Annotated in this window: 10 protein-coding genes; all 10 read left to right on the forward strand. The window is 60.8% G+C overall.

Features of this window, described 5'->3' with window-relative positions; genetic code table 11:
- The first annotated feature begins 205 nt into the window (after positions 1–205).
- The 10 genes from aroB (at position 206) to mlaD (ending at position 14149) form a co-directional block, all read left to right on the forward strand.
- Complete coding sequence (aroB, locus tag ASD75_RS17930) at positions 206–1330, forward strand: 3-dehydroquinate synthase (protein ID WP_082565081.1); 1125 nt, start codon at positions 206–208, stop codon at positions 1328–1330.
- Positions 1331–1396: 66 nt separating this feature from the next.
- Complete coding sequence (locus ASD75_RS17935) at positions 1397–2572, forward strand: deoxyguanosinetriphosphate triphosphohydrolase (protein ID WP_082565082.1); 1176 nt, start codon at positions 1397–1399, stop codon at positions 2570–2572.
- A 274-nt stretch (positions 2573–2846) separates the two neighbouring features.
- A complete protein-coding gene (locus tag ASD75_RS17940; RefSeq protein WP_056747243.1) occupies positions 2847–3509 on the forward strand; it encodes a DUF1415 domain-containing protein in 663 nt (220 codons plus the stop codon).
- Positions 3506–4441, forward strand: coding sequence for an SAM-dependent methyltransferase (locus ASD75_RS17945; RefSeq protein ID WP_056747244.1), 936 nt, complete (start codon positions 3506–3508; stop codon positions 4439–4441). Before ASD75_RS17940 ends, ASD75_RS17945 begins: the two co-directional genes overlap by 4 nt.
- 148 nt (positions 4442–4589) lie before the next feature.
- Complete coding sequence (locus tag ASD75_RS17950) at positions 4590–5306, forward strand: transposase (protein ID WP_056747245.1); 717 nt, start codon at positions 4590–4592, stop codon at positions 5304–5306.
- 161 nt (positions 5307–5467) lie between these two features.
- Positions 5468–10201, forward strand: a complete 4734-nt coding sequence (locus ASD75_RS17955; RefSeq protein ID WP_056747246.1) for a glutamate synthase-related protein — start codon at positions 5468–5470, stop codon at positions 10199–10201.
- Between the two features lie 47 nt (positions 10202–10248).
- Positions 10249–11727, forward strand: coding sequence for a glutamate synthase subunit beta (locus tag ASD75_RS17960; RefSeq protein WP_056747247.1), 1479 nt, complete (start codon positions 10249–10251; stop codon positions 11725–11727).
- Positions 11728–12027: 300 nt separating this feature from the next.
- Positions 12028–12846 carry an ABC transporter ATP-binding protein gene (locus tag ASD75_RS17965; protein ID WP_056747248.1) on the forward strand — a complete coding sequence of 273 codons (819 nt, stop codon included), beginning with the start codon at positions 12028–12030 and terminating at the stop codon, positions 12844–12846.
- On the forward strand, positions 12843–13625 hold the full coding sequence (gene mlaE, locus ASD75_RS17970) for a lipid asymmetry maintenance ABC transporter permease subunit MlaE (protein ID WP_056747249.1): 783 nt from the start codon (positions 12843–12845) through the stop codon (positions 13623–13625). The genes ASD75_RS17965 and mlaE overlap by 4 nt, the downstream gene beginning before the upstream one ends.
- Before the next feature lie 35 nt (positions 13626–13660).
- Positions 13661–14149, forward strand: coding sequence for an outer membrane lipid asymmetry maintenance protein MlaD (gene mlaD, locus ASD75_RS17975; protein WP_056060215.1), 489 nt, complete (start codon positions 13661–13663; stop codon positions 14147–14149).
- Positions 14150–14167: the final 18 nt, after the last annotated feature.

A 14167-nucleotide genomic window follows, 5' to 3' on the forward strand; every position in this document is an offset into this window, starting at 1 on the left:
CCTGCTAGAGTGCTTTAGTCAGGCGGTACTTTAGGCCGTGGAAGTGTTCGCCGTTCGTTATGAAGCCTATTTAACGGCAGTCAGTTGGCGGTCATGATATTTTGCATGGTAATTCTAAGTATTAGTAGGCAAAAATTGAACGTTGAATGCGCCTTTCGTAAGGCGCACCATATCTAGATCGCGTCGTTGTTATTTTTTGGCAGTCATGTCCTCTATTATTAAATCATCGACGAAAATATTCAGCGAAGTGCCCATATCACTGGGCGAGCGCAGTTATCGTATCCTGATCGGTGCCAATCTCTTGGCTGATGGCGGCGTATGGGAGGGGGTTCCAGAAAGCCACCACGCAGTAATCGTCAGTAATTCGACAGTAGCGCCTCTATACAGCGATGTACTGCGCAATGCGATTTCGAGTCGCTACGCGCAGGTTCATGAAGTGCGATTACCTGACGGCGAGGAGTTCAAGAACTGGCAGACACTTCAAACCATCTTTGATGTGCTGCTTCAAAAGGGCTGCGATCGCAAGACCATCCTTTATGCGCTTGGTGGTGGCGTTGTGGGTGACATGACGGGCTTTGCTGCAGCATGTTACATGCGGGGCATACCATTTGTACAGGTGCCAACGACGCTGCTCTCCCAAGTTGATTCCTCTGTCGGAGGCAAGACCGGTATCAATCATCCATTGGGTAAAAATATGGTGGGTGCGTTCTATCAACCACAGCGAGTCGTGTGCGATCTCAGTGTTTTAACCACGCTACCGCAGCGAGAGTTCAGTGCGGGTTTGGCCGAGGTGATTAAGTACGGCCCTATCGCGGACATGCAGTTCTTTACTTGGCTGGAGGACAAGATTGAAGCGGTGATGGCGCAACACCCTGAGGCCTTGGCGCATGCGGTGTGCCGTAGTTGCGAAATCAAGGCCGAGGTGGTTGGGCTAGACGAGCGTGAGTCTGGTTTACGAGCGATTTTAAACTTTGGCCATACCTTTGGTCATGCTATTGAGGCGGGTCTGGGCTATGGCATATGGTTACACGGCGAGGGAGTGGGCGCCGGCATGGTAATGGCTGCGGAACTGTCGTGCCGGCTCGGATTGGTGGACGAGATTTTTGTTAAGCGGTTGATGTCGATAATTGATAGAGCGGGGTTGTCTGTTAAGGGGCCTATTTTGGATAGTAAAGACAACGCGGGTCGTTATCTTCAGCTCATGAGGGGTGACAAGAAATCTGAGGCTGGCGAGATCCGTTTTGTGTTGATAGAAAGTCCTGGCAAAGCGGTGGTCCGTTCCGCGCCTGACCGGTTGGTGCGTGAAGTAATTGATGCATGTTGCAGCTGAGGCGCCTCTGTTGAAGTGTCTCTTTTGATCGTTATTTGGGCTGTCTGCTAAGGACGAGCGACTGCTTTGACAGCAACATCTGGTTTTTCTATATTTGGCTGCCATCCTGACACGACGAGAGGCCGGCGCTACCCCGAAAATCCGGCACCAACCCGGACCGAATACCAGCGCGACCGTGACCGAATCGTCCATTCCACGGCATTCCGACGGCTTGTCTACAAGACACAAGTCTTCCTCAACCACGAGGGGGACCTATTTCGTACCCGGCTAACTCATTCGTTAGAAGTTGCGCAACTCGGGCGATCCATCGCACGGTCGCTACAGATTAACGAAGACTTGGTTGAGGCCATCTCTTTAGCCCACGACTTGGGGCATACCCCGTTCGGGCATGCGGGGCAGGACGCCTTGAATGGCTGCATGGCCGACTTTGGAGGCTTTGAACACAACTTGCAGAGCTTGCGAGTGGTGGACAAGCTGGAAGAACGATACCCGTTATATGACGGACTCAATCTCACATTCGAGACCCGAGAGGGGATTCTCAAACACTGCTCGCGCACTCATGCTTTGCAGTTGGAGAGTGAGGAGCCCAATGGTGTCGGTGCTCGCTTCCTGCGCAATGAGCGGCCGAGCCTGGAGGCGCAGTTGTGCAACTTGGCTGATGAGATTGCGTACAACGCGCACGATATCGATGACGGCGTGCGCTCTGGGTTGATTACTCTGACGCAGCTGCAAGAAGTGCCCTTGTTTGATGCGTACCGTTCGGCAGCCCAGATGGAGCATCCCGGCCTCGCCACGCCATCAATGCAGCGCCGCTTGTTGTATGAGGCGATACGGCGGATGCTGAGTGCGCAGGTGTACGACGTCATTGACACCACAAAAGCCGCGCTGCACGAGCATGCACCAGCCCATCCCGATGAGGTGCGGAAGCTCCCAGTTCTGGTGAGCTTCAGTGGTGAGATGCGCGAGCGTTCTACCGTACTCAAGCGGTTCCTCTTCAAGCATCTGTACCGGCATCCCCGGGTCATGGAGACTACGGGCCATGCCCAAGAAATCGTGCGTGAGTTGTTCGATGCCTATATGGCCCAGCCTCACGAAATGAAAGCTGCCTTTACCGCGCGAGCCCTGGAGGGCGATAGCTATGGGCGAGCGCGGGCGGTGGCCGACTTCATTGCCGGGATGACGGACCGCTTTGCGGTGCGGGAGCATGAGCGCCTGACAGGGCGCCGACTACTGCAGGAATAGCGCCCGGTTCCGAGGTGGAGCGAGATGCGTTGATTTTTGGGGGGGGGCGTCGCTGGTGTCGCGCGACTTCAGGCTCCGTTAGATATGGCCGCCTGAAGCGTATTTGCTGTGTGGGCTTGCGTATCTATTCTTTTCCTCCGCTGCCCTCCCGCCGATGTGAGCGTGCACTGAGGGGTCCATGAGGTTTCCAGATTGGACCGCCGCTGTTGCGAGATCTGCCAACAACTCACACCGATAAAATCCCACCTCTATCCCTGCGCTTCTGCGCGCACCCATGACATCTTCCTCCACCAACGCCGCTAAGGCGCTCCCCCATTTTGTATCCACTGATACCTACGTCCAGGACACTGTCCGGTGGTTGGAGCGGGCCGTCATTGGATTGAATCTCTGTCCATTTGCTAAGTCGGTGCATGTCAAAGGGCAAATTCACTACGTGGTGAGCTTGGCCACGACCGGGGAGGATGTGCTGGAGGTGTTGCGCGAAGAACTTCAGGCGCTCGCAAACACACCCGCAGAAGTCAGGGACACCACCTTGCTGGTGATGCCGCATTGCCTGCAGGATTTCCTGGATTTCAATGACTTTCTTGGTGACGTGGAGGACGTGGTGCACGTTCTCGGGTTGGAGGGCACGCTGCAGGTCGCAAGCTTTCACCCGCAGTTTCAGTTCGCCGGCACCGATGCGGACGACGTGACCAATTGCACCAATCGTGCTCCATACCCCACGCTGCATTTGTTGCGCGAGGCCAGCATCGATCGGGCGGTATCGGTCTTTCCCGAGGCGGAAACCATCTTTGAGCGCAACATGGAAGTACTTGAAAAGGTGGGCATGGCCGGTTGGCTGGCGCTGGACGTGGGCCCTCATGACAAAGGCGGTGCGAAGATGGCCGCCACTGCCACCAGCGATGACAATCTGCCGGCACAAGGCCCCGGTTTATGAATAAAAAGAACCCATCTGCAGTGACGACCGACAAGCGAATTCGCGATGCGGGAAAATCCAAGAACGAGAGTGCTGAGCTGCAGGAACTGCGCCCTGGCCAATCGGTAGAGCTGCTCAAGGAGCTGCACATCCTCACCCGGGATGGCCGTCTCAATCAGGACTCACGCCGCAAGCTCAAGCAGGTGTACCACCTGTTCAACTTCATCGAGCCCCTGCTCACGGAGCTGTCCGTCCAGGGCAGTGGGCCCACGTTGGCGGACCACGGCGCGGGCAAGTCCTATCTGGGTTTCATCCTGTACGACCTGCATTTCAAGGCGCTGGGCCACGGGCATATCTACGGGGTGGAGACCCGGGCGGAACTGGTAGAGAAGTCGCGGGCGCTCGCGCAGCGGCTTCATTTTGAGCGGATGTCGTTTCTCAATCTATCCGTGGCCGAGTCTGCGGATGCCCGTGAGTTGCCCGACCAGATCGATGTGGTCACCGCCTTGCATGCTTGCGACACCGCCACTGACGACGCGATTGCCTTCGGGCTGCAAAAAAAGGCCCGGGCCATGGTTCTGGTGCCCTGTTGCCAAGCGGAGATGGCAGCCTGCCTGCGCCAAGGCAAGGCCTTGCAGTTGGCGCGCACGCCCCTGGCGGAACTGTGGCGTCACCCCTTGCACACCCGCGAACTCGGCAGCCAGTTGACCAATGTGCTGCGCTGCCTGTACCTGGAGGCCAATGGCTACCAGGTCACTGTGACCGAGCTGGTGGGATGGGAGCACAGCATGAAGAATGAACTCATCATCGCGCGCTACACCGGACAGAAAAAACGCAGCGCGGCCGAGCGGTTGCGGGCGCTTCTCGGCGAATTTGGCCTGGAGCACGTCATGGGGGCGCGGTTTGGCGTCGGTGTGGTGGCAGACCCAGTGGAGAACTTGGCTACGCATTGACGCGTGCCCAAAAGGCGCGCAAGGGCAGGCCAGAATCAAGCACGCGCCTCGCTATCTTCGTGGCGGATGATGGGCGTCGCCAGCTTGCATCGATGAAAAATAGGGGACAGGTCTATGATCGTGACTCCCATATTCCTGATCAAGACCCATGGCCCGTTTGCCACGCCTGACCCTGCCGGGTCATTTGCACCACGTCATCCTGCGGGGCAACAACCGCCAGCCGATCTTCCACGGAGTGGAAGATTTCGACGCGCTGCTGGCGCTGTTGATGGACAACGCGCAGAAATATGCCGTGGCCGTCCATGCCTATGTGCTGATGGACAACCACTTTCACCTGCTGGTTACGCCAGCCTCACAAGACGGACTGCCCCAGATGATGCAGGCGGTGGGGCGTCGGTATGTGCAGTACTTCAACCGCCGGCATGCCCGCACTGGTACTTTGTGGGAGGGGCGCTACCGTTCCACGGTATTGCAGCCGGAACGGTATTTGCTGGCGTGCATGGTGTACCTGGACCTCAACCCTGTGCGGGCCGGATTGGTGCAGCAGCCCGCTGACTACGCCTGGTCCAGCCATGCACATTGGTTGGGCTTGCGCAACGACCGGTGGTTGACGCCCCATGCCCTGTATTGGGCTTTGGGCAACACCCCGTTTGCGCGCGAGGCCGCCTATGCCGCACTGGTTCAGGCGGGCCTGGGGGCGTCGGTGCAAACGGCTTTGACCGACTCGGCGCTCAGCGGTTGGGCTTTGGGCGATACCGAGTTTCTTGCGGGCCTGCAACAGCAGACCCTGCGCCGCGTGACTCGAGGAATGCCTGGCAGGCCTCGAATGGAAAAAAATCATGCGAAAACCGACGGAGGCGCATGAAATTATTGGCCTCATTGCTATTAATTTTAATATGTCCCCAATAATATGCTTGTGTGAGTTCTGGTTTGTTTAATTGGAATCTGACCCCAATTAAATTGCTTGCCAAAATATGCTGCAATGCACTAACCTCGGCTCCCCTGCGAAAAATATAGGAGTGCGCCATGACCACGGCTGCCGAGATCCAGCATCTGCAACAACACGGTTTGTATTCATCGGGTAACGAACACGACGCCTGCGGCCTCGGTTTTGTGGCCCACATCAAGGGCATCAAGCGCCACGACATCGTGACGCAGGCTCTGAAGATTCTGGAAAACATCGACCACCGTGGCGCGGTGGGTGCCGACCCGCTGATGGGCGACGGCGCCGGCATCCTGATCCAGATCCCTGACGCGCTGTACCGCGAAGAGATGGCCAAGCAAGGCGTGACCTTGCCTGCGGCCGGCGAATACGGCGTGGGCATGATCTTCCTGCCCAAGGAGCATGCCTCGCGCCTGGCTTGCGAGCAGGAGATGGAGCGCGCCATCAAGGCCGAAGGCCAGGTACTGCTGGGCTGGCGCGATGTGCCGGTGAATGTGGATATGCCCATGTCCCCCACAGTGCGCAAGAAGGAGCCCATCCTGCGCCAGGTGTTCATCGGCCGTGGCAATGACGTGATCGTGCAGGACGCGCTGGAGCGCAAGCTGTACGTGATCCGCAAGACGGCCAGCGCCAACATCCAGGCGCTCAAGCTCAAGCACAGCAAGGAATACTACGTTCCGTCCATGTCCAGCCGCACCGTGGTCTACAAGGGCCTGCTGCTGGCCGACCAGGTGGGCGTGTACTACAAAGACCTGTCGGATGAGCGCTGCGTCTCGGCCATCGGCCTGGTGCACCAGCGCTTCTCCACCAACACCTTCCCCGAGTGGCCGCTGGCCCACCCGTACCGCTATGTGGCGCACAACGGCGAAATCAACACCGTCAAGGGCAACTACAACTGGATGAAGGCCCGCGAAGGCGTGATGGCATCGCCCGTGCTGGCTGCTGACCTGCAAAAGCTCTACCCCATCAGCTTTGCCGACCAGTCCGATACCGCCACGTTCGACAACTGCCTCGAACTGCTGACCATGGCCGGCTACCCCATCAGCCAGGCCGTGATGATGATGATCCCAGAGCCCTGGGAGCAGCACACCACCATGGACGAGCGCCGCCGCGCCTTCTATGAATACCACGCCGCCATGCTGGAGCCTTGGGACGGTCCCGCTTCCATCGTGTTCACCGACGGCCGCCAGATCGGCGCCACGCTGGACCGCAACGGCCTGCGCCCCTCGCGCTACTGCATCACCGACGACGATCTGGTCATCATGGGCTCCGAGTCGGGCGTGCTGCCCGTGCCCGAGAACAAGATCGTGCGCAAGTGGCGCCTGCAGCCCGGCAAGATGTTCCTGATCGACCTGGAACAAGGCCGCATGATCGACGACGACGAGCTGAAAGCCAACATCGTCAACACCAAGCCCTACAAGCAGTGGATCGAAAACCTGCGGATCAAGCTGGACAGCATCGAGACGGGCGAAGCCGCCGCGGTCCCTGTGGCTGCCGGCCTGCCGTTGCTGGATCGCCAGCAGGCCTTTGGTTACACCCAGGAAGACATCAAGTTCCTGATGGCGCCCATGGCCAAAAACGGCGAAGAAGGCATCGGCTCCATGGGCAACGACAGCCCGCTGGCCGTGCTGTCGGGCAAGAACAAGCCGCTGTACAACTACTTCAAGCAGCTGTTCGCCCAGGTGACCAACCCGCCGATCGACCCGATCCGTGAGGCCATCGTGATGTCGCTGAACAGCTTCATCGGCCCCAAGCCCAACCTGCTGGACATCAACCAGGTCAACCCGCCGATGCGGCTCGAAGTGAGCCAGCCAGTGCTCGACTTTGCCGACATGGCCAAGCTGCGCGACATCGAGAAGTACACGCAAGGCAAGTTCAAGAGCGCGACCATCGACATCACCTACCCGTTGAGCTGGGGCCGTGAGGGCGTGGAAGCCAAGCTGGCCTCGCTGTGCGCGCAGGCCGTGGATGCCATCAAGGGCGGTGCCAACATCCTCATCATCAGCGACCGCGCGGTGAGCGCCACGCAGGTGGCCATCCCCGCGCTGCTGGCGCTGTCGGCCATCCATCAGCACCTGGTGGGCGCAGGCCTGCGCACCACGGCCGGCCTGGTGGTCGAAACGGGTACCGCGCGCGAGGTGCACCACTTCGCCGTGCTGGCGGGCTACGGCGCCGAGGCTGTGCACCCTTACCTGGCCATGGAAACCCTGGCCGAAATGCATAAGGACCTGGGCGGCGACTTGTCGGTCGACAAGGCCATCTACAACTACGTCAAGGCCATCGGCAAGGGCCTGTCCAAGATCATGTCCAAGATGGGCGTGAGCACCTACATGAGCTACTGCGGCGCCCAGCTGTTCGAGGCCATCGGCCTGAACACGGAAACCGTGGGCAAGTACTTCACCGGCACCGCCAGCCGTGTGGAAGGCATCGGCGTGTTCGAGATCGCCGAAGAAGCCATCCGCATGCACAAGGCCGCGTTTGGCGACGACCCCGTGCTCGAAACCATGCTGGACGCCGGTGGCGAGTACGCCTGGCGCGCCCGTGGTGAAGACCACATGTGGACACCTGACGCGATTGCCAAGCTGCAGCACAGCACGCGCGCCAACAACTGGAACACGTACAAGGAATACGCACAGATCATTAACGACCAGAGCAAGCGCCACATGACGCTGCGCGGCCTGTTCGAGTTCAAGATCGATCCGTCCAAGGCGATCTCGATTGATGAGGTCGAACCCGCCAAGGAAATCGTCAAGCGCTTCGCCACGGGCGCCATGTCGCTGGGCTCCATCTCCACCGAGGCGCACGCCACACTGGCGGTGGCCATGAACCGCATTGGCGGCAAGAGCAACACCGGTGAAGGTGGCGAGGACGCGGCACGCTACCGCAACGAACTCAAGGGCATCCCAATCAAGAAGGGCGACACGCTGAAGAGCGTGATCGGCGCCGAGAACGTCGAGGTCGATCTGCCCCTGCAGGACGGCGATTCGCTGCGCAGCCGTATCAAGCAGGTGGCGTCGGGCCGCTTTGGCGTGACGGCGGAGTACCTGTCGTCCGCCGATCAGATACAGATCAAGATGGCCCAGGGGGCCAAGCCCGGCGAGGGCGGTCAGCTGCCTGGCGGCAAGGTGTCCAACTACATCGGCAAGCTGCGCCACAGCGTGCCGGGTGTGGGCCTGATTTCGCCACCGCCGCACCACGACATCTACTCCATCGAGGACTTGGCCCAGCTGATCCACGATCTGAAGAACGTCGCACCGCACGCAGGCATCAGCGTCAAGCTGGTCTCCGAAGTGGGCGTGGGCACCATCGCCGCAGGCGTGGCCAAGTGCAAGAGCGACCATGTGGTGATCGCAGGGCATGACGGCGGCACGGGCGCTTCGCCCTGGTCGTCCATCAAGCACGCGGGCGGTCCGTGGGAAATCGGCCTGGCCGAAACCCAGCAGACGCTGGTGCTGAACCGCCTGCGCGGCCGCATTCGTGTGCAGGCCGACGGCCAGATGAAGACCGGCCGCGACGTCGCCATCGGCGCACTGCTGGGTGCTGACGAGTTCGGCTTTGCCACGGCGCCGCTGGTGGTGGAAGGCTGCATCATGATGCGCAAGTGCCACCTGAACACCTGCCCCGTGGGCGTGGCCACACAGGACCCCGAGCTGCGCAAGAAGTTCTCTGGCAAGCCAGAGCATGTGGTGAACTACTTCTTCTTCATCGCGGAAGAAGTGCGCCAGATCATGGCCCAGCTGGGCATCCGCAAGTTTGACGACCTGATCGGCCGCACCGACCTGCTCGACATGCGCCAGGGCCTGGAACACTGGAAGGCACGCGGCCTGGACTTCAGCCGTCTGTTTGCCCAGCCGAACGTGCCCGCCGATGTGCCCCGCTTCCACGTGGACGTGCAGGATCACAACATCGAGCACACACTGGACCGCAAGCTCATCGAGCGCAGCAAGCCTGCCATCGAAAAGGGTGAGCGCGTGCAGTTCATCGAGGTGGCGCGCAACGTGAACCGCTCGGTCGGTGCGATGCTGTCCGGCGCGGTCACCCGTGTGCACCCCGAAGGCTTGCCTGACGACACCATCCGCATCCAGCTGGAAGGCACGGGCGGCCAGTCGTTCGGCGCGTTCCTCACCCGCGGCATCACGCTGTACCTGATCGGCGACGCCAACGACTACACGGGCAAGGGCCTGTCGGGTGGCCGTGTCATCGTGCGCCCCAGCATCGACTTCCGGGGCGAGGCGGTGCGCAACACTATTGTGGGTAACACCGTGATGTATGGCGCTACTACCGGTGAGGCTTTCTTCAGCGGCGTGGCCGGTGAACGCTTTGCGGTGCGTCTGTCGGGTGCCACGGCCGTCGTCGAAGGTACGGGCGACCATGGCTGCGAGTACATGACTGGCGGTACGGTGGTGGTGCTCGGCAAGACCGGCCGCAACTTTGCAGCAGGAATGAGCGGCGGCGTAGCGTATGTGTACGACGAAGACGGACAGTTCGACACACGCTGCAACCTGTCGATGGTGACGCTGGAGCGCATCCTGCCCGCCACCGAGCAGGAAGCCACGGTCCCCCGCTCGATCTGGCACAACGGCCAGACGGACGAGGCCCAGCTCAAGAAGCTGCTGGAAGACCACAACCGCTGGACGGGCAGTAAGCGCGCGCGCGAGCTGCTGGACAACTGGGCCGCATCGCGCAGCAAGTTCGTCAAGGTCTTCCCGACCGAGTACAAGCGTGCGTTGGCTGAAATTTATGAACGAAAAGTGCTGGAGGAGTCCGCTACACCAGCGGTAGCTGCTACCAAAAAAGAAGTGGTTCCCGCCAAGTAAGGCGACGCCACACCCTTCGCACAGCATTCATAGACAAGGACATCGTCATGGGAAAAACTACTGGCTTCATGGAATACGAGCGCATCGAAGAGGGCTACAAGCCCGTGCCCGAGCGCCTGAAGCATTACAAGGAATTTGTCGTCGGGCTCGATGAGACCCAGGCCAAGGTGCAAGGCGCGCGCTGCATGGACTGCGGCACGCCGTTCTGCAACAACGGCTGCCCGGTGAACAACATCATTCCCGACTTCAACGACCTCGTGTACCACGCGGACTGGAAGAGCGCGATCGAGGTGCTGCACAGCACCAACAACTTCCCTGAGTTCACCGGCCGTATCTGCCCCGCACCTTGCGAGGCTGCCTGTGTGCTCAACGTGAACGACGACGCTGTGGGCATCAAGAGCATTGAGCACGCGATCATCGACCGCGCCTGGGCCGAAGGCTGGGTGCAGCCGCGCCCCGCCAAGCACCAGACGGGCAAGAAGGTGGCTGTGGTGGGCTCCGGCCCCGCAGGTCTGGCGGCTGCGCAGCAACTGGCCCGCGCTGGCCACAGCGTCACGCTGTTTGAGAAAAACGACCGTGTGGGCGGCCTGCTGCGCTACGGCATCCCCGACTTCAAGATGGAGAAGTCGCATATCGACCGCCGCGTGAAGCAGCTCGAAGCCGAAGGTGTGGTGATTCGCACCGGCGTATTCGTGGGCGCCGCGAAGGACGGCCTGGGCAAGGATTCCAAAGTCACCAACTGGGCCAAGGAAACCGTCACGCCCGAACAGCTGAACAAGGAGTTTGACGCCGTGCTGCTCACCGGTGGCGCCGAGCAGTCGCGCGACCTGCCTGTGCCAGGCCGTGAACTTGACGGCATTCACTTCGCCATGGAATTCCTGCCCCAGCAGAACAAGGTCAACGCGGGCGACAAGCTCAAGGGCCAGATTATGGCGACGGGCAAGCATGTGATTGTGATCGGCGGCGGCGACACGGGCAGCGACTGCGTGGGTACCAGCAATCGCCATGGTGCAGCCAGCGTCACCCAGTTCGAGGTGATGCCCCAGCCCCCTGAAGTGGAAAACCGCCCCCTGACGTGGCCTTACTGGCCACTCAAGCTGCGCACCAGCTCCAGCCACGAAGAAGGTTGCGTGCGCGAGTTCGCGATCTCCACCAAGGAGTTCACGGGCGAAAAGGGCAAGGTCAAGAGCCTGACTACGGTGCAGGTCGAGTTCAAGGACGGCAAGCTGGTCGAGATTCCTGGCACCGAAAAACACTACCAGGCCGATCTGGTGTTGCTGGCCATGGGTTTTGTGAGCCCGGTCGCGCCGGTGCTGGAGGCTTTCGGCGTCGAGAAGGACGCCCGAGGCAATGCCCGCGCCACCACGGACTTTGACGGCGGTTATGCCACCAACGTGCCCAAGGTGTTTGCGGCGGGCGATATCCGCCGGGGTCAGTCACTGGTGGTTTGGGCCATCCGTGAAGGCCGCCAGGCCGCGCGTGCGGTGGACGAGTTCCTGATGGGATATTCGGACCTGCCCCGCTGATCCTGCGGTTTTTCGCACCCTCCAAGCAACGGCGCCTTCGGGCGCCGTTTGTGTTGACGGGGCCTTTGACGGTGGGGCCATGGCCGGGCGTCAGCCTTCTGGACGCTTTGTTGGCACAATCAGAGGTTCTGTCAATCCGGGCTTGCCTCGGTCTCGCTCGGTCGGGATCGCTGGCGGTTGTGCTTTTTCTTTACAAACATGCATGAATGTATGTTTGTGTCTTCGGCTACCATCTGCGCTCCATTTTCCGGGGGGCGGATGCTGTTTTGGCAGGCCTCAGATCAGACATCCATTTCTTGCATGGCCGAGTCCACATTTCTTGCCGAGTTGCGCAACGTCACGTTTTCGTACGGTGACCGCGTGATCCTGCGCGACGTGACCCTGGCGGTGCCGCGCGGCAAGGTCACGGCGCTGATGGGCGCATCGGGCGGGGGCAAGACGACGGTGCTGCGCCTGCTTGGGGGGCAGCACAAGGCCAAGAGTGGCCAGGTGTTGGTCAACGGTGAGGACGTGGGGCGCATGGACGTACAGGCTTTGTACGCTGCGCGCCGGCGCATGGGCATGCTGTTCCAGTTCGGGGCGCTGTTCACCGACCTGAGCGTGTTTGAGAACGTGGCCTTTCCGCTGCGTGAGCACACCGATTTGTCCGAAGACCTGATACGCGATGTCGTGCTGATGAAGCTGCACGCGGTGGGCCTGCGGGGTGCCCGTGACCTGATGCCCAGCCAGATCTCGGGCGGCATGGCGCGCCGCGTGGCGCTGGCCCGTGCGATCGTGCTGGACCCGGAACTGGTCATGTACGACGAACCCTTTGCGGGCCTGGACCCCATCTCGTTGGGCACGGCTGCGCAGTTGATCCGTCAGCTCAACGACGCCATGGGCCTCACCAGCATCGTGGTGTCGCATGACCTGGAGGAGACTTTCCGCCTTGCGGACCATGTGATCATCCTGGGCGAAGGCGTTGTGGCGGCGCAGGGCACGCCTGAGGAGGTCCTCGCCAGCCGTGACCCGCTGGTGCACCAGTTTGTCAACGCTCTGCCTACTGGCCCGGTGCCGTTCCATTACCCCGGCCCGGCCGTTGCCGAGGATTTCGGACCTGCAGGAGGACGTGCGCTGTGAGTTGGTACAAGCCCTCCGACGTCGGTTTTGCTGTGCGCCACAAGCTGGCTGACATCGGCATGGGCGCGCGGTTGTTTGGGCGGCTGGTGCGGCTCCTGGGTGCGACCTTGATGCGGCCCTCGCTGGTGCGCGACCAGGTGCATTTCCTGGGCAATTATTCGCTGGCCATCATTGCCGTGTCGGGCCTGTTCGTGGGGTTTGTGCTGGGCTTGCAGGGCTACTACACGCTGCAGCGCTATGGCTCGTCAGAGGCCTTGGGCCTGCTGGTGGCATTGAGTCTTGTGCGCGAGCTGGGCCCCGTGGTCACGGCGCTGCTGTTTGCGGGCCGCGCAGGCACGTCGCTCACAGCAGAAATTGGTCTCATGCGCGCGGGGGAGCAGCTCAGCGCCATGGAGATGATGGCGGTGGACCCGGTGCAGCGCATCCTGGCGCCTCGCTTCTGGGCGGGGGTGATCACCATGCCGCTGCTGGCCGCGGTGTTCAGTGCGGTGGGCATCGTCGGCGGCTGGATCGTCGGGGTGCTCATGATCGGCATTGACCCCGGGGCGTTCTGGAGCCAGATGCAGGGCGGGGTGGATGTCTGGAAGGACCTGGGCAACGGCGTGCTCAAGAGTGTGGTCTTTGGCTTCACGGTAACTTTTGTGGCGCTGCTGCAAGGCTATGCAGCCAAACCCACCCCTGAGGGTGTGTCGCGCGCCACCACGCGCACCGTGGTCATGGCGTCTTTGGCGGTGCTGGCACTGGACTTCGTGCTCACCGCACTGATGTTCAGTATCTGACGCTGGCGGTGCTGGCAGTTCTAGGAATCAAACATATGCAACGCTCCAAAAACGATCTGTGGGTAGGGCTCTTCGTGATGCTGGGCGCGGTGGCACTGGTGTTTCTGGCGCTGCAGTCGGCCAACCTGCTGAGCCTTCAATTCCACTCGGGCTACCGTGTCACCGCCAAGTTCGACAACATCGGCGGTCTCAAGCCCCAGGCGGCGGTGCGCAGCGCGGGTGTGGTGGTGGGGCGTGTGGAGTCCATCACCTTTGACGACAAGACCTTCCAGGCGCGGGTCACGCTGGCCATGGAAGACCGCTATGCCTTTCCCAAGGACAGCTCCCTCAAGATCCTGACCAGCGGCCTGCTGGGTGAGCAGTACATCGGAATCGAGGCGGGTGCCGACGAAAAAAATCTGGCGGCGGGCGACACGATCACGTCCACCCAGTCGGCGGTGGTGCTTGAGAACCTTATCGGACAATTTCTTTACAGCAAAGCCGAAGACGGCGCAAAACCTGCAGGGACAGGTGGGAAAAAATGATGCATTCACTCCATACAC

This window comes from Acidovorax sp. Root568 (assembly GCF_001427445.1).
Taxonomy (GTDB): domain Bacteria; phylum Pseudomonadota; class Gammaproteobacteria; order Burkholderiales; family Burkholderiaceae_C; genus Acidovorax; species Acidovorax delafieldii.